At 67.5% G+C, this 20,042-nt stretch carries 18 protein-coding genes and 1 tRNA gene; 10 read left to right on the top strand and 9 right to left on the bottom strand.

Annotation, left to right across the window (positions count from 1 at the left end; genetic code table 11):
• Nucleotides 1-131: 131 nt before the first annotated feature.
• Nucleotides 132-752: a DUF192 domain-containing protein gene (locus tag ACFQEY_RS16045; protein ID WP_379770519.1), complete on the bottom strand. Its 621-nt coding sequence runs from the start codon at nt 750-752 to the stop codon at nt 132-134.
• A gap of 96 nt (nt 753-848) precedes the next feature.
• Between ACFQEY_RS16045 and ACFQEY_RS16040 the strand changes: the two genes are divergently transcribed.
• From ACFQEY_RS16040 to ACFQEY_RS16025, 4 genes are read left to right on the top strand one after another with little or no spacing between them, the layout of a single operon-like run.
• Entirely contained in the window at nt 849-1,439 is a 591-nt protein-coding gene (locus ACFQEY_RS16040; RefSeq protein WP_379770516.1) for a hypothetical protein, read from the top strand.
• Nucleotides 1,436-2,290: an RNA methyltransferase gene (locus ACFQEY_RS16035; RefSeq protein WP_379770513.1), complete on the top strand. Its 855-nt coding sequence runs from the start codon at nt 1,436-1,438 to the stop codon at nt 2,288-2,290. The genes ACFQEY_RS16040 and ACFQEY_RS16035 overlap by 4 nt, the downstream gene beginning before the upstream one ends.
• 5 nt (nt 2,291-2,295) lie before the next feature.
• The gene (locus ACFQEY_RS16030; protein ID WP_379770511.1) at nt 2,296-2,985 is read left to right on the top strand and encodes an AzlC family ABC transporter permease; all 690 of its coding nucleotides are present in this window, start codon (nt 2,296-2,298) and stop codon (nt 2,983-2,985) included.
• On the top strand, nt 2,982-3,350 hold the full coding sequence (locus ACFQEY_RS16025; protein WP_379770509.1) for an AzlD domain-containing protein: 369 nt from the start codon (nt 2,982-2,984) through the stop codon (nt 3,348-3,350). Before ACFQEY_RS16030 ends, ACFQEY_RS16025 begins: the two co-directional genes overlap by 4 nt.
• A 51-nt stretch (nt 3,351-3,401) precedes the next feature.
• Here ACFQEY_RS16025 and ACFQEY_RS16020 read toward each other — a convergent pair whose 3' ends face one another.
• From ACFQEY_RS16020 to thiC, 3 genes are all read right to left on the bottom strand, one after another.
• Nucleotides 3,402-3,773: a DUF8147 domain-containing protein gene (locus ACFQEY_RS16020; protein WP_379770507.1), complete on the bottom strand. Its 372-nt coding sequence runs from the start codon at nt 3,771-3,773 to the stop codon at nt 3,402-3,404.
• 105 nt (nt 3,774-3,878) lie between these two features.
• A complete protein-coding gene (locus ACFQEY_RS16015; RefSeq protein WP_379770505.1) occupies nt 3,879-5,396 on the bottom strand; it encodes a DUF790 family protein in 1,518 nt (505 codons plus the stop codon).
• 75 nt (nt 5,397-5,471) lie between these two features.
• Nucleotides 5,472-6,920, bottom strand: coding sequence for a phosphomethylpyrimidine synthase ThiC (gene thiC, locus ACFQEY_RS16010; RefSeq protein ID WP_379770503.1), 1,449 nt, complete (start codon nt 6,918-6,920; stop codon nt 5,472-5,474).
• Nucleotides 6,921-7,181: 261 nt separating this feature from the next.
• Here thiC and ACFQEY_RS16005 point away from each other — a divergent pair, with 261 nt between their 5' ends.
• From ACFQEY_RS16005 to ACFQEY_RS15985, 5 genes are all read left to right on the top strand, one after another.
• Nucleotides 7,182-8,921: a tRNA uridine(34) 5-carboxymethylaminomethyl modification radical SAM/GNAT enzyme Elp3 gene (locus ACFQEY_RS16005; RefSeq protein WP_379770501.1), complete on the top strand. Its 1,740-nt coding sequence runs from the start codon at nt 7,182-7,184 to the stop codon at nt 8,919-8,921.
• Nucleotides 8,922-9,006: 85 nt separating this feature from the next.
• The gene (rqcH, locus tag ACFQEY_RS16000; RefSeq protein WP_379770499.1) at nt 9,007-11,253 is read left to right on the top strand and encodes a ribosome rescue protein RqcH; all 2,247 of its coding nucleotides are present in this window, start codon (nt 9,007-9,009) and stop codon (nt 11,251-11,253) included.
• 119 nt (nt 11,254-11,372) lie between these two features.
• The gene (locus ACFQEY_RS15995; protein WP_379770497.1) at nt 11,373-11,756 is read left to right on the top strand and encodes a DUF5820 family protein; all 384 of its coding nucleotides are present in this window, start codon (nt 11,373-11,375) and stop codon (nt 11,754-11,756) included.
• Between the two features lie 91 nt (nt 11,757-11,847).
• Nucleotides 11,848-13,347 (top strand): amidophosphoribosyltransferase, encoded by a 1,500-nt coding sequence (gene purF, locus ACFQEY_RS15990; RefSeq protein WP_379770495.1) that lies wholly within the window; start codon nt 11,848-11,850, stop codon nt 13,345-13,347.
• A gap of 122 nt (nt 13,348-13,469) precedes the next feature.
• Nucleotides 13,470-14,147, top strand: coding sequence for a halocyanin domain-containing protein (locus tag ACFQEY_RS15985; RefSeq protein WP_379770493.1), 678 nt, complete (start codon nt 13,470-13,472; stop codon nt 14,145-14,147).
• A gap of 108 nt (nt 14,148-14,255) precedes the next feature.
• On the opposite strand, the gene ACFQEY_RS15980 is transcribed toward ACFQEY_RS15985, so the two are convergent.
• Nucleotides 14,256-14,816 (bottom strand): DUF420 domain-containing protein, encoded by a 561-nt coding sequence (locus ACFQEY_RS15980; RefSeq protein WP_379770491.1) that lies wholly within the window; start codon nt 14,814-14,816, stop codon nt 14,256-14,258.
• 140 nt (nt 14,817-14,956) lie between these two features.
• Here ACFQEY_RS15980 and ACFQEY_RS15975 point away from each other — a divergent pair.
• Nucleotides 14,957-15,041 (top strand) — tRNA-Leu (locus ACFQEY_RS15975).
• A 761-nt stretch (nt 15,042-15,802) separates the two neighbouring features.
• Here ACFQEY_RS15975 and ACFQEY_RS15970 read toward each other — a convergent pair.
• The 4 genes from ACFQEY_RS15970 to ACFQEY_RS15955 form a co-directional block, all read right to left on the bottom strand.
• Nucleotides 15,803-16,255: a DUF5804 family protein gene (locus ACFQEY_RS15970; protein WP_379770489.1), complete on the bottom strand. Its 453-nt coding sequence runs from the start codon at nt 16,253-16,255 to the stop codon at nt 15,803-15,805.
• A gap of 137 nt (nt 16,256-16,392) precedes the next feature.
• Nucleotides 16,393-17,595: a methionine adenosyltransferase gene (locus ACFQEY_RS15965; RefSeq protein WP_379770487.1), complete on the bottom strand. Its 1,203-nt coding sequence runs from the start codon at nt 17,593-17,595 to the stop codon at nt 16,393-16,395.
• Nucleotides 17,596-17,687: 92 nt separating this feature from the next.
• Nucleotides 17,688-18,809, bottom strand: a complete 1,122-nt coding sequence (locus tag ACFQEY_RS15960; protein ID WP_379770484.1) for a pyridoxal phosphate-dependent aminotransferase — start codon at nt 18,807-18,809, stop codon at nt 17,688-17,690.
• Nucleotides 18,810-18,855: 46 nt separating this feature from the next.
• Nucleotides 18,856-20,037 (bottom strand): transcriptional regulator TbsP domain-containing protein, encoded by a 1,182-nt coding sequence (locus ACFQEY_RS15955; RefSeq protein ID WP_379770482.1) that lies wholly within the window; start codon nt 20,035-20,037, stop codon nt 18,856-18,858.
• Between the last annotated feature and the right edge of the window lie 5 nt (nt 20,038-20,042).

The raw sequence follows: 20,042 nt of genomic DNA, 5'->3' as shown, positions 1-20,042 counted from the left end.
AGCCCGGTTTAAAACCCCGTCGTAAGCGTGCGTTTTCGCCGTCGGATCGGATGACGTCGCGCGCGGCAGATCGGTCTACCGCGATCGACCACGAGAGTGGCTGGTGTGAACCGTCGCCAGCGGCGTGATATTCACACAAATAGCTCGAATGCCAGCGAGTCTCCGACCTCGACGCCGTGTCGGTCGGTCCACTCGTAGGGAACTTCGAGAACGTACTGGCCGGACCCGGGATACCGCTGCTCGCTCCCGTCTTCGTTCGGCCCCGGTTCCGGCGCGTTGTGGATCCGCGTTATCTTCCGGTCGTCGTCGACGTAGACGATGTCGATCCCGAAGTCCATGTTCGGCATGATGAACCGTAGGTTCTCCTGTGGCGCGTCGTACACGAACAGCATCCCGGCGTCTTCGGGCAGGGATTCGGCGTCGCTAAGTCCCAAACGCCGCTTTCCTCCCGTGTCAGCGATCGCGGCTCGCACCGCACCGAGCGCGTCGCCGTCGGCGGAGCGTACCTCGACCTCGGTCGTCTCGTAGTCCGCGTAGGGGCCAGAGGGCCAGTCTCCCGCCGAGACATCGCCCGGATCATCCGCGTCGTCTGCGCCAGTTGCGCCGTCGCCCGCGTCGTTTGCGCCAGTTGCGCCGTCGCCCGCGTCGTCGTCCGCGTTGTCCCCACTCGCAACCGGGCCTCGCCGAGAACACCCCGTGATCCCACCGAGGGACGCGGTGCCGACTGCGGTCAGGAGTGTCCGGCGTCGCATTGGCAGCGATACGCACCGCAACGGTAAATGGCTCGCGAACCGGAAGCTCGCGCCCGGAAGGACGCGCTTTTATCGCCGCCGCGCGTATCTCGGCACATGGCGAAAGTGAGCGTCGGCCTCCGCGGATGGCGGTTCGACGAGGACGACATCTTCACCGACGACGAGGAGCTGAAGCCCCTCGACGAGATCCCCGAGGAGCCCCGCGAGCGTCTCGTCAGGCTCGTCGGCCTCGTCGAGGAGCCCTGCGACGTCTGCTACCTCGAACACGGAGAGGCGGAGATCCACCGGTGTAACCAGGCCGAGATCGTCTACGGCGAACCCAAAGGCGAGGTGCTACTCTGCCCCGAACACGAGCCGGACCTGCTCTACTGGTTCCGCGAGGAGGGAGGCAGCGACCACGCCGGGGAGATCGAGTTCGGCGACCGCTTCCACGAGTGGGTCGCCGCGGGCGGCGAGGCTCCGGAGGACTACGGTTCGGTCGAACACGTCGAAGAGGACCCCGACGGCCTCCCCGACCTCCCGGACCAACAGGACGTCCAGGAGCGTGTCGAGGAGAACTTCGACGGCGAGCGCATCGACATCGTCGAACTCGCCGGCGGAAACGGCGACGACGAGGACCGTCTGAACGAGGCGGATCTCGCCGACTCCGATATCGACCTCTCAACAGACTACCCCACGGGTCGATGAGCGGACCGGCAGAAGATAGCGGCGAAAGCGAGACGGAGAGCCGAGACGAGAGCGAGACGGAGAGCCGAGACGACGCCGACACCCACCGGAATCCCGTCGTCGTCATCGTCGAGCCGGAGACGCCCGGCAACGTCGGCACCATCGCGCGAGCGATGAAGAACTTCGGTCTCGACGACCTCAAGCTGGTGAACCCCCCGGAACTGCACGAGGACGGCGAGGCGTACGGCTTCGCCGGCCACGCCCGCGAGGACGTGCTCCCGAACGCCGACGAGGTGACCTTCGAGGAGATCGTCGAGAACTACCACACGGTCGGCACCACGGCCATCACCGGCGAAGACGACCGGAGTCACGAGCGGTTCCCGTTCAAGACTCCCGCGGCGCTCCGGGAGTCGCTGGCGACCGTCGACGCGCAAACTGCGATCGTCTTCGGCCGAGAGGGGCGCGGACTCAACAACGACGAGCTCTCGCGGTTGGACGAGGTGTGTTCGATCCCCGCGGACGACGAGTACCCCGTGTTGAACCTCGGCCAGGCCGCGACCGTGTTGCTGTACGAGCTTCGCGACCTGACGGTCGAGGAGACGCAGTTGCCCGACGCCGAGGTCATCCGTGCGGCCGAGCCCGACATCGAGCGCTTCCACAAGTACTTCGACGAATTTCTGGCGTCGACCGGCCAACGCGAGCACCACCGCGAGAAGAACGCCCTGCTGATGCGCCGGCTACTCGGGCGCGCGCACCCGACCGAACGCGAGGTGCACTCGCTGCTCGGAACGTTCCGCAAGGCGAACGCGAAGCTGGAGCACGCCGACCACCTCGCCGCCAAGTACGACGAGCCGGTCTATCCCCGGGAGTGACTCCGATGGACGACACTTCCGCTGACGGCGACCTGTGGGCCGGCGTGCGCGACGTCTCGCCGCTGATACTGGGTATCGCGCCGTTTGCACTCGTCGCCGGGATCGCCGCCGTCGACGCCGGGCTCGGGCTCGTCGAGGCGGTGGGGATGTCGGTGATCGTGTTCGCGGGCGCGTCTCAACTGGCCGCTCTCGATCTGATCGGGTCGAACGCGCCTCTCGCGGTCGTGATCGGTACTGCGGTCGTGATCAACGTCCGGATGGTCATGTACTCGGCGTCGATCGCCCCGCACTTCTCGCGGTACGCCCGCCGGATGCGGGCCGGGCTCGCGTACTTCCTCACGGACCAAGCGTACGCGATCTCGGTCGCCGAGTTCGACGCGAATCCCGACCGAAGCCGCTGGCGGTACTACCTCGGCGCGGGGGCGACGCTGTGGATCGTCTGGCAGATCGGAACGGTCGTCGGCGTCGTCGTCGGCGCGGGCGTCCCCGACGCGTGGGGGCTCACCTTCGCCGTGCCGCTCGTCTTCCTCGCGCTGCTCGTTCCGGCGATGAAGGACCGTCCGACCACCGCGGCGGGAGTCGCCGGCGGGAGCGTCGCGGTCGTCGCGGCGGGGATCCCGCTGAACCTCGGGCTGCTCGTGGGGGCGATCACCGGCATCCTCGTCGGGTTGCTGACGGAGGCGAGGGGTCGATGACCGGCAGGTTCGGAGTCGGTGACGGCCTCCTCGGCGGGTCCGCGGGCGTCTGGATCGCTATCGTCGCCATCGGGGTCGCCACGTACGGCTTTCGGCTCTCCTTTATCCACCTCTTCGGGCGGATCGAGGAGGTGCCCGAGTCGGTGAAACGACCCCTGCGGTACGTTCCCCCCGCGGTACTCGCGGCGCTGGTGCTCCCCGATCTCGTGACGTTACGGCCCTCGGTCGTCGCGACCCTCGCCGACGAGCGGCTGATCGCGGGCGTCGTCGCGGGGGCCGTCGCGTGGCGCACCGAGAACGTGTTCGCGACGATCACGGTCGGGATGGTCGTGCTGTGGCTGTTCCGGTTCGTCGTGTTCGCCTGAATCGACGCGTTCGGCGTCGCTTGCGCCGCTCACCACGGGGAATCGAGACGTTCACTCCGAAACCAACTCCGGGTACCGCCGGGTGAGCCAGAACGCGGCGGCCCCGCAGAGGCCGGCGAACGGGACCGCGGTCGCCACGCCTACGAACCCCCGAGCGGACGGCACGGCGTACGATACCGCGGCGGCGACGATCAGAGCGTAGCCGATCGCCGACCACCCCAGGAGCGCCGGACGGGCCGCGGGGTCGCGCCAGAGGCGGATCCACGTCGCGAGCCCCACCGCGCCTCCGACGACGATCCCGACCGGAAGCCCGACGAGCGCGGAGAACTCGATACGCGCCGCGAGGAGTTCCGTGAGGACGGCGCTCACGAGGAGGAACGTCGTCACCGCGCTACCGACGGTCGCGACCATCCGTCCGTTCATACCCGTGTCATCACCGACGATCGGCTTAACCGATCGGGATCCCTTTATAAGTAATCCGTGGTGCCCCGGTGAACACTCACAAAGCCCCAGCCTCGTCGCCGGCGGCTACGCTCCTTTCTCTCGGACCGTTCCGCCGCCGAGTCCCTCCCATTCGACGCGGTATCCGAGCCGCGAGAGCGCGGCGCTCGCGTCGTCGATCCCGTGATCGGCGAGCGCGGACTCGACCGCCGACAGCGACATCCCCGGCTCGATGTCGTCTGCCGCCGCTGACAACACCATCGGGCGGACGAGCGTGCGTCCGACCAGCTCGTGGTCGGGAAACGTCTTGTCCTCGATCGCCTCGACGCTCACGCCCCGCTCGGCTGCCAGTTCGTCCAGCCCGATCGCGTCCGCGTCGGGCGAGAGCGCCGCGGGGAGGTCAGCGGCCGCGTCGGTGACGAACTCGGCCTCGTACTCGCGGAGCACGTCGACGACGTCCTTCACGCGAACGGTCTCGGAGTAGGTGACCACGCGGTGATCGGCTGCAGCGATCTCCTCGCCGACGCCGAGGGTCTCGTCGACGGCGACGAGCAGGTCCACGTCCTCGACGTCCGCGAGCTGACCGAGCTTCTTCTCGACGTACTCGGGAGTCCAAAAGCCCATCACCTCGAAGAACAGCCGGAAGTCGGCGTGCGCGTAGTCGAACGCGAAGTCGGGGATCATCACCCGCGTCCCGGTCTCTAACGGCTCCGGCTCGCGCACGAGCGACCAGTCGAGGCCGAGCCCGCGGAACCGCCCGGCGAAATCGGCCTCGACGCCGCTGTCGAAGTCGGGCTCCGCGACCGGTTCGACGCCGGGTACGACCACGTCGCCGTCGGAGAGGCGCATCGTGCGCTCGCGACCGCGGTCGTCGATCGTCGCCGACAGCGACCACTCCGCGGACGCCGCGACGGTCCGGAGCAGCCGCGCGAACGCGGTCCCGTACCGTCGGGTGCGCGAAAAGAGCGCGTCCGGACCGGTGACGACCAGCTCTCGGCCTTCCGGCGTCTTCTCCAGTTCGTACATCAATCGGAGCCGCTTGATCGCGGAGACGAGCCGTTTCGGATCGTTCGATCGCACCCGGACCTCGGTCGCGTCGAACAGCGCGGTCTGCGCCAGTGAGAGGTCGTACTGCGCCAACAGCGAGTCGGGGTCCCAGCGCACGTCGGCGTCGACGAGGACCTCGTTGACGTCGCGGTCCGCGTACAGCGACGCCTCGACGTCGCCGGGGGCGATCCCCAGGGAGTCGGCAGCGCTGTCGACCGCCGCCTCGCGCTCCGACTCGGAGGCGACCCCGACGACCTCGGCGGCCTCGAACGTGGCCCGACGGACGCGACGCGGCGGGACCGGCGCGCGGGTCTCGAAGGCGCACTCGCGATCGACGAGCGCCGCGAGCCCGCGGACCAGCTTGAAGTCGCCGCCGCGATCGGCGGCGTCGGTCTCCAGCGCGTCGAGCGCGTCGTCGAGGTCCCCGCGGCGCTCGCCGACGTGCGCCTCGAACGCCCCGAGCACCCGCGCCGCGAGGGGACGGTGCTCGCGGCCCGCGAACTGCGGGCGGTATCCGCCACCCGCACGTGAGACGCGCAGGAGGTCCTTTCGTAGCACGGTCCGGCGGTACGGTCCGGTCGACCTAAAACGAGCGGATCCGGTCGGCCATCGCGGCTGCCGTCCGAGAGCGGATCAGTCGTCGGCGTGTCGCGTTTCCGGCGTGTAGGTGACCCCGTCGATCTCGATCTCGTCCGGAATGCGGCTGGCGTCGTGGGTGCCCACCGGCGGCACGTTAACCGCCGCCGCGGCGGACGCGTCGAGGTCGGTCTCGCCGTCGATGGCGGTCATCTCGCCGTTCGCGTCACGCGCGTCCTGATCGATACGCATCGAGCAGAACTCCGCGCCGCACATCGAGCAGAACCGCGCCTCCTTGTAGTTGTCTCCCGGGAGCGTCTGGTCGTGATACGATCGCGCGCGCTCGGGGTCGAGCGAGAGGTCGAACTGCCGGGGCCAGTCGAACTCGTAGCGCGCCTCCGAGAGGGCGTCGTCCCAGTCGCGCGCGCCCGGCAGACCGTTGGCGACGTCGGCAGCGTGGGCCGCGATTCGATATGCCGCCAGACCGTCTCGCACGTCCTCCGCATCCGGGAGGCCGAGGTGCTCTTTAGGGGTGACGTAACAGAGCATCGCCGCGCCCGCACGGGCCGCCTCGGTCGCGCCGATCGCGCTCGTGATGTGGTCGTACCCGGGGGCGATGTCCGTCACGAGCGGGCCGAGCACGTAGAAGGGCGCGCCGTCACACGCCTCCCGTTGTCGGTCGACGTTGTCGGCGATCTCGTCCATCGGGACGTGGCCGGGTCCTTCCACCATCACCTGGACGCCGTGATCCCACGCGGTGTGCGTGAGTTCGCCGAGCGTTGCGAGCTCCGCGAACTGCGCCTCGTCGCTCGCGTCGGCGAGACAGCCGGGACGGAGCCCGTCGCCGAGCGAGACAGTCACGTCGTGCTCCGCGAAGATCTCACAGATCTCCTCGAACTTCGCGTACAGCGGGTTCTGCATCCCGTTCTCCTCGATCCACCTGGCGAGGATCGAGCCGCCACGGGAGACGATTCCGGTCTTTCGCCCGTCGGTCAGCGGCAGGTGCTCCATCAACACGCCCGCGTGGATCGTCATGTAGTCGACGCCCTGTTCGGCCTGTTTCTCGATGACGTCGAGCAGTAGTTCGTGGGTGATCTCGGCGGGGTCGTTCGCGCGCTTGAGGGCCTCGTATATCGGAACCGTTCCGATCGGAACCGGCGAGTACGCGACGTTCGCTTCGCGGGTCTCGTCGAGGCGTTCGCCGGTCGAGAGGTCCATCACGGTGTCGGCTCCGTAGTGCACGGCGGCGTGGAGCTTCCGTAGCTCCGAGTCGAGGTCGCTGGTCCCCTCGCTGTTGCCGATGTTGGCGTTGACTTTCGTCGAGAACTCCCTCCCGATGATCATCGGATCGAGCGATTCGTGGCCTCGATTGGCCGGAATCACCGCCTGCCCGTCGGCGACCTGCCGACGGACGAACCCTGGCTCGCAGTTCTCTCGCTCCGCGACCCGCTCCATCGCTGGCGTGATCTCCCCGTCCCGGGCCCGCCGTATCTGTGTTGCTGCCATCTATAACTAGGTTATATTACTAGGTAATATATCTGGGGATGCGACGGTGCACCGCGGATCCGGCGGCTCGCGGGCGTCGCGATCACCGCGCGTGGCCGATTTCGACGGTGTTCCGCCGCAAACCTCGTCTGCGGTCGTTCCGTCGCGAATCTCGTCTGCGGTCGTTCCGTCGCGAATCTCGTCTGCGGTCGTTCCGCCGCGATTTTTCGTCCCCGCGCGGGTGCGACACGCTTAACTCCGAAACCCGACGATCGGAGGGTAATGAGTACCGACGCGGCGAGTGACGCGGACGCCGAGGGCGACGGCGACGCGGAAGTCGACGCCGAGGGCGAATCCGAGGCGTTCATCCGCGCCTGCGAGGCCCTCGTTGACCGGATCCTCGCGGGGGAGATCGACCGCGACGACCTCGAATCCGCCAAGCTCGACGCCTGCTCGGAGTTCTCCTCGCCGAAAGTGCCGAAGAACACCGAGATCTTGGATCGCGCGCCCGCGGAGGCCCGTGACGACGTGATCGAGGTGGTCCAGCGGAAGCCCGTCCGAACCGCCTCCGGCGTCTCGCCGGTCGCGATCATGACGTCGCCGAAGCTGTGCCCCCACGGGAAGTGCCTCTACTGTCCCGGCGGTCCGGCCTCGGAGTTCTCCTCGGCGCAGTCGTACACGGGCCACGAGCCCGCGGCGGCCCGGGGCGAACAGAACGACTACGACCCGTACGGACAGGTCACCCTCCGACTCGAACAGCTCCGAAAGATCGGCCACCCCGTCGACAAGGTGGAACTGATCCTGATGGGCGGGACGATGACCGCGCGCTCGCACGACTACCAGGAGTGGTTCGTCAAGCGGGCGCTGCAGGCGATGAACGACTACGACCTCGAGAAAGAGCCGGAACCGGCAGAGGGCGAGTCGTTCGCACCTGATCCCGAGGCGACCGAGTTCGAGTACCTCGAAGACGTGATCGCCGAGAACGAGACGAACGCGATCCGCAACATCGGGACGACTTTCGAGACGAAACCCGACTGGTGTGACCCCGAGCAGATCGACCGCATGCTCGATCTGGGCGGCACCAAAGTCGAGGTCGGCGTCCAGACGACCTACGAGCGGATCAACCGCGAGATGCACCGCGGGCACGGCAACGAGGCGAGCCGAAACGCCAACCGCCGGCTGCGGGACGCCGCGTTCAAGGTCGGTTTCCACATGATGCCGGGCCAGCCAGGGATGACGAAGGAGATGTGTATCGAGGACTTCAACCAGCTGTTCGCGAACCCCGACTGGCGGCCTGACTACCTGAAGATTTACCCGACGCTGGTGGTCGGGGGGACTCGGGTGTACGACCGCTGGCAACGAGACGAGTTCGAGCCGCTCTCGAACGAGGAGGCGGCCGACGTCGTCGCCGAGGCGATGGACCTCATCCCGAAGTACACGCGGCTCCAGCGCGTCCAGCGCGACATCCCGGCCGACTTCATCGAGGGGGGCGTCTGGAAGTCGAACCTCCGACAGCTCGCCGACCAGCGGGCCGAACAGAAAGGGATCGTCCAGCGCGATATCCGCGCCCGCGAGGTCGGCCACAACGACGCCGACCCGGACCCCGACGACGTAGAACTCGACGTCCTCACCTACGAGGCCGGCGGCGGGACGGAGCACTTCATCTCTTTCGAGGACCCCGTCCGCGACCTCCTCGTCGGGTTCTGTCGCCTGCGGTTCCCGTCGTTTGCGCCGGACCAGTCCGGCGCGCCCGGCACCGAGGACGACGCGATCCGGCGCGAGCTCGAGGACGCCGCGCTGATACGCGAGCTGCACGTGTACGGCAGCGAGGTCGCCATCGGCGGCGACGGCGACTGGCAGCATCGAGGGTACGGGACGAGGCTCCTCGAACGCGCGGAGGCGATCGCCCGCGACGCCGGCTACCGCAAGCTTGCGATCATCTCGGGAATCGGGGCCCGGGAGTACTACCGGACCAAGCTCGGCTACCACCAGGACGGGCCGTACGTGTCGAAGCGGCTGTAGCCGACTCCAGACGGGATCGCGCTCTCGCTCGACGGCCGCCGTCACAACGACACGCCTTTTTCCGGGCCGGCTGTCTGATACTCGTATGGACCAGAAGCGGGAGCTGTCGAGCATCGACCTCGGCGCGCTCGTCACCGAGCTCAATCGGTACGCGGGCGCGAAGGTCGACAAGGCGTACCTCTACGACGACGACCTGCTCCGGCTGAAGCTCCGCGACTTCGACCGCGGCCGTGTCGAACTCATGATCGAGGTGGGAGACATCAAACGCGCTCACATCGCGGATCCGGAGCACGTCGCGGACGCGCCTGGCCGCCCGCCGAACTTCGCGAAGATGCTTCGAAACAGGCTGTCGGGGGCCGACTTCGCGGGGGTCGAGCAGTACGAGTTCGACCGGATCCTCACGTTCGAGTTCGAGCGCGAGGACGAGAACACGACCCTCGTCGCCGAACTGTTCGGGCAGGGGAACGTCGCCGCGCTCGATGAGACCGGCGAAGTCGTCGGATCGCTCTCGACGGTCCGGCTCAAGTCCCGAACCGTCGCGCCCGGCTCGCAGTACGAGTACCCCGCCTCGCGGCTCAACCCCCTCGACGTGAGCCTAGGCGGGTTCGAACGACACATGCGCGAGTCCGACAGCGACGTGGTGCGGACGCTCGCGACCCAACTCAACCTCGGCGGCCTCTACGCCGAGGAGGTGTGTACCCGCGCCGGGGTCGAGAAGGAGACGCCGATCGAAGAGGCGACGGGCGACCAGCTCCGCGCGCTCCACGAGGCCCTCGAACGCATCGGCGACCGGCTCCGATCGGGAGACGTCGACCCGCGGGTGTACGAGGAGGAACTCAACGACGGGTCAAACGCGGAGTCCGACGAAGACCGCGGCCCCCGCGTCGTCGACGTCACCCCGTTTCCCCTCTCGGAGCACGAGGGGCTCCCGAGCGTCGGCTTCGACTCGTTTAACGCCGCCGTCGACGAGTACTTCTACAGGCTCGAACACGAGGACGCCGGCGAGGGCGAGGCTCCCCCGGACGCCGATTCCTCTCGTCCCGACTTCGAGGAGGAGATCGCCAAACAGGAACGGATCATCGAGCAACAGGAGGGAGCGATAGAGGGGTTCGAGGAGCAGGCCGAGCGAGAGCGCGAGCGCGCGGAACTGCTGTACGCCAACTACGATCTCGTCGACGAGGTGCTCTCGACGGTACAGGAGGCCCGCGAGAACGACGTGCCCTGGGAGGAAATCTCGGCGACACTCGACGCGGGCGCGGAGCGCGGAATCCCGGCTGCGGAGGCCGTCGTGTCCGTCGACGGCGGCGAGGGAACCGTAACGATCGAGCTCGACGATGAGGCCGGTGATGACGAGGGCGACGGTGACGAGGGCGGCGACGACGGGAACGCGATCCGGATCGATCTCGACGCGAGTGCGGGCGTCGAGGTCAACGCCGATCAGCTGTATCAGGAGGCCAAGCGAGTCGAGGGGAAAAAGGAGGGCGCGATGCAGGCGATCGAGTCGACCCGCGAGGATCTGGAGGCGGTCACAGAACGGAAGGCGGAGTGGGAGGCGGCGCAGGCGGCCGACGACGGTGACGGCGGCGGAGGCGGCGGAGACGGAGGCGGTGGAGACGGCGAGGATGGCGACGAGGAGTACGAGACCGACTGGCTTTCGCGTTCGTCGATCCCGATCCGAAGCCCCGACGACTGGTTCGAGCGGTTCCGCTGGTTCCACACCTCGACGGGCTACCTCGTCATCGGCGGACGCAACGCCGACCAGAACGAAGAACTCGTCAAGAAGTACATGGGCAAACACGACCGATTCTTCCACACGCAGGCGCACGGGGGGCCGGTGACGCTCCTGAAGGCCGCGGGACCCTCGGAGTCGGCCGATCCGGTCGACTTCTCCGAGGAGACGCTGCGGGAGGCGGCGCAGTTCGCCGTGTCGTACTCCTCGGACTGGAAGGACGGTCGCGGGGCGGGCGACGCGTACATGGTCGATCCCGATCAAGTGTCGAAGACGCCCGAGAGCGGCGAGTATATCGAGAAGGGGAGCTTCGTGATCCGCGGCGACAGAACCTACTTCGAGGACGTTCCCTGTCGGGTCGCCGTCGGCGTCCAGTGCGAGCCCGTCACGCGCGCCATCGGCGGGCCGCCCTCGGCGATCGTCGACCGCGCGGCGACGAGCGTCACGCTGGAACCGGGGATGTACGCGCAGAACGACGCCGCGATGATGGTGTACCGCGAGCTGAAAGGGCGGTTCGCCGACCAGTCGTTCGTGCGGAAGGTCGCGAGCGCGGACCAGCTCCAGGAGTTCCTCCCGCCGGGGGGCTCCGACATCGTCGAGTGAGGCGGTCGTCGGCTGAGTCGATCGTCGGCTGAGTCGATCGTCGGCCGAGCCGACCGTCGAGACGTGTCGAGCCGTCCCGGAGCGCGACCCTTTCAAGCCTCGACGACGGACATCCGTCCATGAGCTTCGAGGCGCTGCCTGACGGCTGGCGGGTGTGGAACGAGGAGCCGAGCGGCCGGGCCATCCTCGTCTACCGACCGGACGTCTTCAACGGCGACGACCTCCCGCCCGAGTGCCTTCCGACGATCTACCTGACGAACGGCGCGCGGAACGCGCGACCCGGGTCCGGTCAGTACGCGACCGACGAGTGGCACGTCGTCCTCTTCGTGGAGCCGGAGATCGAGGCCGTCTCGGAGACGTACGAGGGTCGGGAGGCGGGAGCCGACGCCGCGGTCGACGTCGCGGAGCGCTTCGCCGCCGGCGACGTGGACTATCGAGCCGCTTACCAGGTGCCGCGGGAGGAGTACTTCGAGCGGCTGGACGAGCTCGTCGGCACAGAGTGATCCACATACGTGGATAATACGTGGCACTAATAGGGGTTCATATGCCACGAACACGAGGATTTTTATCGATACCCGCCCCACGGTCTGATATATGAACGCCGGTGGGGACCACACCTCCGACGAGCCGCGAGAGAAGTGCGGCGTCGTCGGCGTCTCGCTCGCTGACAGGGAGGCCGCGAGGCCGCTCTACTACGCGCTCTACGCGCTCCAACACCGCGGGCAGGAGTCCGCGGGGATCGTGACGCACGACGGGTTCCAACAGCACGGCCACGTCGAGCGCGGACTCGTCGGCGACGCCTTCGACGAGGAGGATCTGGAGTCGCTCTCGGGCGGCACCGGGATCGGTCACGTCCGGTATCCGACCGAGGGGAGCCTCGACAAGAGCTGCGCGCAGCCGTTTTCCGTCTCCTTCAAGTCCGGCTCGCTCGGGCTCTCGCACAACGGAAACCTCGTGAACGCCGACGAGGTCCGCGAGGAGCTGGCCGCGGCCGGCCACGCGTTCACCTCCGATGGCGACACCGAGGTGATCGCCCACGACCTCGCACGCAACCTCCTGGAGGAGGATCTCGTCCGAGCGGTCAAACACACGATGAACCGGATCCACGGCTCCTACTCGCTGACGATCACCCACGACGACACCGTTCTCGGCTTGCGCGACCCCCTCGGAAACCGCCCGCTCTGTCTCGGGAAGATCGAGGGGGGCTACGTGCTCGCAAGCGAGTCCGCTGCCATCGACACCCTCGACGGGGAGCTGATCCGCGACGTCCGCCCCGGGGAACTCGTCGTCCTCGACCCCGACGGTACCGGCTACGACACCTATCAACTCGTCGAGAACGAGTCGACCGCCCACTGCTTTTTCGAACACGTCTACTTCGCCCGCCCCGACTCCGTCATCGACGAGAACCTCGTGTACGAGGTCCGCCGAAAGCTCGGGCGGAAGCTCTGGGAGGAGTCCGGCGTCGAGTCCGACGTGGTGATGCCCGTCCCCGACTCCGGCCGGGCGTTCGCCTCCGGCTACGCCGACGCGGCCGGCGAGACGGAACCCGACGGGACGCCGAGGGAGGAGGGCGACGGCGGCATCGAGTTCGCCGAGGGGCTGATGAAGAACCGGTACGTCGGTCGGACGTTCATCATGCCCACCCAGGACGAGCGCGAGCGCGCGGTCCGGCTGAAGCTCAACCCGATCCGCTCGACGGTGGAGGGGAAGTCGGTCACCATCATCGACGACTCCATCGTTCGAGGGACGACTTCGACACAGCTCGTCGAACTCGTCCGCGAGGCCGGCGCAGAGGAGGTCCACCTCCGGATCGGCGCGCCCGCGATCATCGCGCCCTGCTACTTCGGCATCGACATGGCGACGCGCGAGGAGCTCATCGCCGCGGACGCGTCGACGGACGAGATCCGCGAAGCCGTCAGCGCGGACTCGCTGTCGTACCTCTCCGTCGACGCCGTCGCCGACGCCTTGGGCGAGAGTCGTGCGGACCTCTGTCTGGGCTGTGTCACCGGTAAGTACCCCTTCGACGTCGAGGGCGAGGAGACCGATCGGGAAATTTCGGACGCGACGTCCGAACCGAACCCGGCGGACGATTGACTTTGACAGATGACTGATCTCGGCAGACCACTGAATTCGCTCTTCTCGCTGCGGTTTCGTCGATCCCGCAGTCCGACACACCGATCGGGAATTTAAATACGTCCACGACGGGAGGTACGGACATGAGATCCAACGCCGACGACATGACGATGAGCCGTCGAGGGCTGTTCAGGGCGAGCGCCGCCGGTGCCGCGGTCGCGGCGGGCGTCGCCGCCGGATCGGGGAGTGTCGTCGCCCAGTACGACGGGTGGTTGGACGACGTCGACAACTACGACGGCACCCATGATTACACCGGACAGGACGAGGTGACCGTCGAGGTCGGCGCGGTCGACGGACTCAAGTTCGGCCCGGCGGCGATCCTGATCGACCCCGGGACGACCGTCGTCTGGGAGTGGACCGGTGAGGGAGGCGGCCACAACGTCGTCGCCACCGACGAGACGTTCGACAGCGGCGACCCGGTCGAGGAGGCGGGGACCACGTTCGAGTACACCTTCGAGGACGTCGTCGAGGGTGATACGTTCAATTATTCCTGTACCCCGCACGAGGCGGCCGGAATGAAGGGGTCGATCGCGATCGGTGAGGTCGACGACGACCTCGTGACGCCCGGTGAGGGCGGCGGTGGAGACGGTGGCGACGGAGAGGACGGCGGAGCCGATGGAGACGCGAGCGACGGCGGGAGTGGCGGACGGGACCTCTCCACGGGCGACATCGGAGCACTGGCGCTCGGATTCGGCCTCGCGGGGGCGTTGCTCGTCCCGCTGTTCTACGCGGCTCACAAGATGGCGAACGAAGACGCCTAGTCGGCCCGAGACGGCCGAGACGTCGATTTGGGCTTGCTGCAGGGGAGCGACCTCGACTTCGCTCGCGCTGGCGACCGCAGTTTTCTGCATGACCGGCGACCGCCGCCGTCAATACAGGTGATACAACAGCAGGTAGACGCCGATCCCCATCGAAAAGGAGATCAGCCAGAGCACGGCACCGACGCGGCCGACCCGCGCGTGCCGGGTGTGGTACAGATCCTCGTACGGGCGCGTCGCGGCCAACAGCAGGGCGTAAAACACGACCGGGATACAGCAGATCGCGAGCAGAATGTGAACCGCCAGAAACGGGAGGTAGAGGTAGGTGTACACGAATTCGGGGCCGGGGAACGTCGCGGTGCCGACGTGGATCAGTCGGTAGAGGTACCCTGCGAGGAACGCCGCGAACAACCCGAACGACATCAGCATGAGCGCCTCGTGTCGAGCGACGTCGCCCCGGGCGATCGCCCGCCATCCGAGGAGGATGGTCGCGATCGCGGTCGCGGATATCGCGGCGTTGGCGTGCGGGATCGCCGCGAGAACGCCGTCGCTCGCGCGGGGGAGGAGACCGCTCGGGATCGCGCCGCCCGCGGCACCGAACACGAGCGCGAGCGCGACGGCGGACAGGAGGGCTGTCAGCAACGGGACGTTCTCGCGGGCCCACTCGGACATACCCGACAGAACGAGCGCGGTCCCCAAACGCGTGCCGGTTCCGGCCGTCGTTCCCGGTGGCACTGGCCGACACGGCACTACCGAATGGAAGGGCTTTTAATTGGGGGAAGGGTACCTGAAGATGCGACAGAACACCGCGAGCGTGGGTAGCCAAGCCAGGCCAACGGCGCAGCGTTGAGGGCGCTGTCCTGTAGAGGTCCGCCGGTTCAAATCCGGTCCCACGCATCGCTACGGGGTACACCCCCTCGATGCACGGTGTTGTCTCTACGACAGCACCCACGCACAATTCCTTCCGACCGCTACGTTTCGAGCGGCGGTGCCGTCACGTTCGTCTTATCGCGTTTCTCGCCCCGTTCTGTTCTGTTCTGACGATCTGTTCTTACATGAGATCGCCGTTCGTCAACGACGGCCACTTGATTGATAGCGGGAGTGAGGATCGCAGACCGCCGTCGGCGACGTGGTACTTAAACGGACGAATGTGGCGGCGACGGCTATTTATAAATAGAGAATCGGTGGCGCGCCTCTGAGCGCTCGCTTTTAAGCGAGCGCGAAGAGCCCGCGAGGGACGCCGCGAGCGCCTTTTAAAGGCGCGAAGCGGCGAGGCTGGGGAGGCATGAGGTGCGGTTGCGGTCCTGTGCGGGGTGGGGGCTCAAAGGGGCAGCCGCGAGGCGGGCGCAGGCGACACAAGCAGGGAGGGACAGGAGGTCCCTCTTGAAGCCGGCGCGCAGCGCCGGCGACACCGCAACGCGGGAGCGAACGAAGTGGGCGACCGAGTGAGGAGCGCAGCGAGCGTGCGCCCGCCTCGCGGCTGGGGCTTTGGAAGTGTTCACCGCGCTGTCGACAATCATTTATAAGCAATCGACGCCACACACTGAGCGATTCACCGCGCCGTCAACGACATATAAACAGCCGCTAACAACACCACTCGTTCACTTATAAACGACCCGTCGACCGAATTGATATACTCACTCCCGGAATGTTCCGAATTATCCCGAAAATTCGGATTCGCTCACTCGGACGATGACCGTCTCGTCGACGTCTCGCAGGTCGTACTCGGGCGTCTCGCCCTGCGTCCGACGGACGTAGAGGGGTTCGACCGGCTGGCCGTCGACGAGTCCGAACACCTTCAGCCGCTGGTCGGTCTCTTCGGGCGGGACCGTGCCGTCGCGCACCTCCCGGGCGAGGTCGCGGGAGAGCCACTCGTCGGTCGAGATCGACGGCTCGCGGACGAGCGCGTCGGCGACGAAGCGAACGAGGTACCAGTTGAGGTCGTTCAACAGCGAGACGGCCGCGCCGAGACTGACCGTGTCGACGGCGACGCTGTTCTCGAACGGTTCCTCGATGTCGTAGGTCGCGAGCGCGTCCCGCGCCGTCTCGCGAGACAGCAGCTCGTACGTGAGGTTGACGCCCGGATCGCCGAGGAGACACACCCGCGTCACACGCTATCGGATTCGCCCGCTCCTCAAATCGGTTGCGGTCGCACGGGTCGTACGAGTTGCACGGGTCGTACGAGTTGCACGGGTCGTACGAGTTGCACGGGTCGCGCCGGTCCCGTCGCCGGACGCTCCGGATCGTCTCAGAACGTCGAGACGTCGCCGTCGATGACGCTGCGAGTCACGTCGGTGACGTCGGCCAGCTCGTCGTCGACGATGGAGACGACTTCGTCTTCGATATCGTCCAGCTCGACGCCCTCGACAGTGACCAGCTGCGCGTCGGCGACGTGCGGCTCGTCGATCGGACGCCCGATCTGCGAGAGGAGTCGGACCTGCAGGTCGCGGATCCCGTCGACCTCGTCGGTGACCGACTCCGCGATTCGCGTCGACAACAGATTGTAAATCTTCCCGATGTGATTGACGGGGTTCTTCCCGGAGGTCGCCTCCATCGACATCGGACGGTTGGGCGTGATGAGCCCGTTCGCGCGGTTCCCCCGACCGACGGAGCCGTCGTCGCCCTGTTCGGCGGACGTGCCGGTGACGGTGAGGTAGACGGAGCCCTCGTCGTAGTCGTCGGCGGTGTTGACGTCGACGTTGACCTCGCGATCCGTGCGCGCTTCGGCCAGCTCGGTGACGAACTCTCGCACGTCGGTGACGGCGTCGTCGTAGTCGTCGAGGCCGTCGACGTGGGCGTCGACCATCGCGGCCGCGACGGTGATGTCGATCCGGTCGCTCTCGCGCTTGCCCATGATCTTCACGTCGGGTCCGAGCTCCGGATGCTCGCCGTGATACGTCGTGTTGAGCGCCTGCTCGGCCTCGTGGACGATCGCTTCCGTCTCCGTGAGAGGGGCGTGACCGACGCCGAAGGAGGTGTCGTTCGCCATCGGCACCTGCTGTGTCTCCTCGCCGAAGACGTCCTGGAGGTCGCCCGAGCCCTCACCCAGCTTCACGTCGACGACGACGTCGGTACCGTACTCCAGCTCCGGGATGGCCTCGGCGAGGTACTCGCGGGCGGCCGCCAGCGCGGTCGAATCGACGGGAAGCTGCTCGCCGTCGTACTCCTTCGTCGCGCGGCCGACGATGAGCAGGTAGATGGGCTCGACGACCTCGCCGCCGCCGTAGGCTGGCGCGGCGCGGCCGGCAACGAGCTGCGTCTCGTCGGTGTTGTAGTGAAGCACCTTGCCGACGCGGTCCAAATAGAGCTGCGAGAGCGCCCGCGACACCGACTCAGCGATCCCGTCGCAGATCGAGTCCGGGTGTCCGATACCCTTCCGCTCGACGATCTCGACCTCCTGATCCTCGACCGCGCGCCGGTCGAGGCGGCTGACCTGTATGTTCCGGTCCATTACCAGCCGGTACTTCGCCGGCTACAGTATAACTTGCGGAAACCTCCCGGGCCCATCTAATGCTCTTTAGTTATTTTTAGGCAGATATTGCCTCAATCTGCCGCCTCGTACGCATTCGCCATCACGTCGAGTGCCTCGCGGAGTTCGTCCTCGTCGGTCGCGTACGAGATCCGCGCGTGGCCGCGGCCGTGGTCGCCGAAGGCTTCTCCGGGGACGACGATCACCCCGCGGTCGAGGCACTCGTCGACGAATCCGTCGGGAACGCGCGGCATCGCGTAGAACGCCCCCTGCGGCGTGGGACAGTCGATGCCGATCTCCGCGAAACCCTCCAGAAGGAGGTCGCGCCGGCGTTCGAAGGATGCGGTCATCTCGTCGACGATATCACGGTCACCGCGCAACGCGGCCTCCGCGGCGTACTGAGCCGGAGCCGAGGCGCACGCCTGAGCGTATTGGTGAACGCGGACCATTCGCTCGACGCGGTCGGCCGACCCGTACACCCAGCCGAGCCGCCAGCCCGTCATCGAGAACAGCTTCGAGGCGGAGTTGACGACGACGACGTTGTCGGTCTCCGCGAACTCCATCGGAGAGCAGTGTACGCCGTCGAAAACGGTGTACTCGTACACCTCGTCGGAGACGCAGAGCACGTCGTGTTCGTCGGCGATCCGCGCGAACTTGCGGATATCTGCCTCGGATGAGACCGCTCCCGTGGGGTTCCCCGGAGAGTTGACGACGAACGCCGCGGTGTCGTCGGTGATCGCCGCTTCGATCGCGGCCGGATCGATGGTGAGATCGTCTCGGAGGGGAACTGGTACGGGTTCGCCGCCGGCCAGTTTCGTCAGCGCGTCGTAGGAGACGAATCCCGGGTCTGGAATCAGCACTTCCTCCCCCTCGTTCACGTGGGCCTCCAGCGCGATGTGGAGCGCCTCGCTTCCGCCCGCGGTGGCGATCACGTCGTCCGGGTCGAGGTCGATTCCCTGGTCGGCGTGGTGCTTCGCGGCGATAGCCTCCCGCAGCGATCGAGTTCCCTTGTTCTCGGTGTAGGCGTCGGCTTTCCCGCCCTCGATCGCGTCGGTTGCGGCTCGCCGCGCGTGCTCTGGCGTCGGAAAGTCTGGCTGTCCCAGCCCGAGGTTGATCGCGCCGTCGCCCGCCGCTTCGAACACCTCGCGGATTCCGCTGATGGAGATCCGCTCGACCCTGTCGGAGAACGTCGTCATACCCGTTCGGGAGCGCCGCCGGGAGTTAGTTCTTGTCACGTCGACCTCACCGCCGGCGCATCCGTTCCCAGACCGGGCGACGATCGCCGTTCTCTTGCCCGCGCTGAACCGTCCCGTCGTCGGAGAGCGGGAGGTCGAACCGGCCGCGGAGGACGCGCAGAACCACCTCCGGTCTGGCCCGCAACAGCGCGTCATCGATTGCCCGAAGCCTGAGTTTTGGTCGTCCCGGACCCATCGGGACCTTGATCGACTCGATCAGTTCCCGCTCGACGAGCGCCCGACGGTCGGCCGTGAGTTCCTGACCCGGTGCGATCCCGACTCCGCCTCCGACCGCAGCCCCGCCTCCGGATTCGACTGCCCCCCCGTCTCCGGATCCGACCGTCCCCTCGTCTCCGGATCCGACCGCACCCCCGCAACCGGGTCCGACTCCGTTCTCGTGGCCGCCGCCCCTCTGTTCCTCGGTACCGATCCACGCCCGTACGTCCCGAAAGAGGTGGTCGTGGCGGGCGGCCAGCGCGACGAGGAGCGTCTGATCGGTGACGGTGCCACCTCGCCCGACGGTACCGTATTCCAACGAGTCCAGGACGGCCGCCACGTCGGTCGCGAACCGATCGTCGAGCCGCTCTCGCGCCGCCGCGAGCAGGCGCGTCCGGGACGGCATGTCGACCGACGCGCGCGAGGCCGCGTCGAACCGTTCCGTGACCGCTCGGCCGGCTGGGCGGACGCGCCCCGGGTCCGTCTCGGTCACGACGGTCCGTGCGCCGGCCGGCCCCGCTATCGCGTCGACGCGATTCTGCGTCGCGAACAGGATCCGGGCGGCGGTCGCCCCGTCGCCGTTCCGAGCGCCGTCCGAGACGCGTCGGAGCTCGATGGCCCCGTCGGCGACCGCCTCCGCGACCGCGGTACCGAGGACGAACGCGCGGCCGAGCGAGTCGACGACCCCCGGGCAACACGCGACCCGCCACGCGCCGCCGCCGGAGCCCTCGCGAGCGGCGAGGATCGGCGGAAGCAGTCCCAGCGGCACGCCGACTGCGACGACGTCTGAGCGACCCGTGAGCGCCGATTCGACCGCATCGGCGAGCGCGTCGTCCACACGCGCTATCGCGGCCGCAACCTCGGACGGTTCGTCCGCCGTCGAAGAACCCGGAGGGTCCCTCTTGGTGAGATGGTCCCCGTCGGCAGGACAGTCGTCGTCGGCAGGACAGTCGCCGTCGGCAGGAGGGCTCATGGGTT

The sequence above is a fragment of the Halorubrum trueperi genome (genome assembly GCF_042662525.1).
Lineage (GTDB): Archaea > Halobacteriota > Halobacteria > Halobacteriales > Haloferacaceae > Halorubrum > Halorubrum trueperi.
Note: the sequence above shows the minus strand (reverse complement) of the source record. Positions and strands in the feature narration are given on the sequence as shown.

What these genes read in the sequence shown, in the direction of transcription:
- ACFQEY_RS15955 (WP_379770482.1), bottom strand. Translation starts at nt 20,037, where the DNA reads ATGAGCCCTCCTGCCGACGGCGACTGTCCTGCCGACGACGACTGTCCT.
- ACFQEY_RS16030 (WP_379770511.1), top strand. Translation starts at nt 2,296, where the DNA reads ATGGACGACACTTCCGCTGACGGCGACCTGTGGGCCGGCGTGCGCGAC.
- ACFQEY_RS16040 (WP_379770516.1), top strand. Translation starts at nt 849, where the DNA reads ATGGCGAAAGTGAGCGTCGGCCTCCGCGGATGGCGGTTCGACGAGGAC.
- thiC (WP_379770503.1), bottom strand. Translation starts at nt 6,920, where the DNA reads ATGGCAGCAACACAGATACGGCGGGCCCGGGACGGGGAGATCACGCCA.
- ACFQEY_RS16020 (WP_379770507.1), bottom strand. Translation starts at nt 3,773, where the DNA reads ATGAACGGACGGATGGTCGCGACCGTCGGTAGCGCGGTGACGACGTTC.
- ACFQEY_RS15965 (WP_379770487.1), bottom strand. Translation starts at nt 17,595, where the DNA reads ATGGACCGGAACATACAGGTCAGCCGCCTCGACCGGCGCGCGGTCGAG.
- ACFQEY_RS16035 (WP_379770513.1), top strand. Translation starts at nt 1,436, where the DNA reads ATGAGCGGACCGGCAGAAGATAGCGGCGAAAGCGAGACGGAGAGCCGA.
- ACFQEY_RS15995 (WP_379770497.1), top strand. Translation starts at nt 11,373, where the DNA reads ATGAGCTTCGAGGCGCTGCCTGACGGCTGGCGGGTGTGGAACGAGGAG.
- ACFQEY_RS16005 (WP_379770501.1), top strand. Translation starts at nt 7,182, where the DNA reads ATGAGTACCGACGCGGCGAGTGACGCGGACGCCGAGGGCGACGGCGAC.
- ACFQEY_RS16045 (WP_379770519.1), bottom strand. Translation starts at nt 752, where the DNA reads ATGCGACGCCGGACACTCCTGACCGCAGTCGGCACCGCGTCCCTCGGT.
- ACFQEY_RS15980 (WP_379770491.1), bottom strand. Translation starts at nt 14,816, where the DNA reads ATGTCCGAGTGGGCCCGCGAGAACGTCCCGTTGCTGACAGCCCTCCTG.
- rqcH (WP_379770499.1), top strand. Translation starts at nt 9,007, where the DNA reads ATGGACCAGAAGCGGGAGCTGTCGAGCATCGACCTCGGCGCGCTCGTC.
- ACFQEY_RS15960 (WP_379770484.1), bottom strand. Translation starts at nt 18,809, where the DNA reads ATGACGACGTTCTCCGACAGGGTCGAGCGGATCTCCATCAGCGGAATC.
- purF (WP_379770495.1), top strand. Translation starts at nt 11,848, where the DNA reads ATGAACGCCGGTGGGGACCACACCTCCGACGAGCCGCGAGAGAAGTGC.
- ACFQEY_RS16025 (WP_379770509.1), top strand. Translation starts at nt 2,982, where the DNA reads ATGACCGGCAGGTTCGGAGTCGGTGACGGCCTCCTCGGCGGGTCCGCG.
- ACFQEY_RS15985 (WP_379770493.1), top strand. Translation starts at nt 13,470, where the DNA reads ATGAGATCCAACGCCGACGACATGACGATGAGCCGTCGAGGGCTGTTC.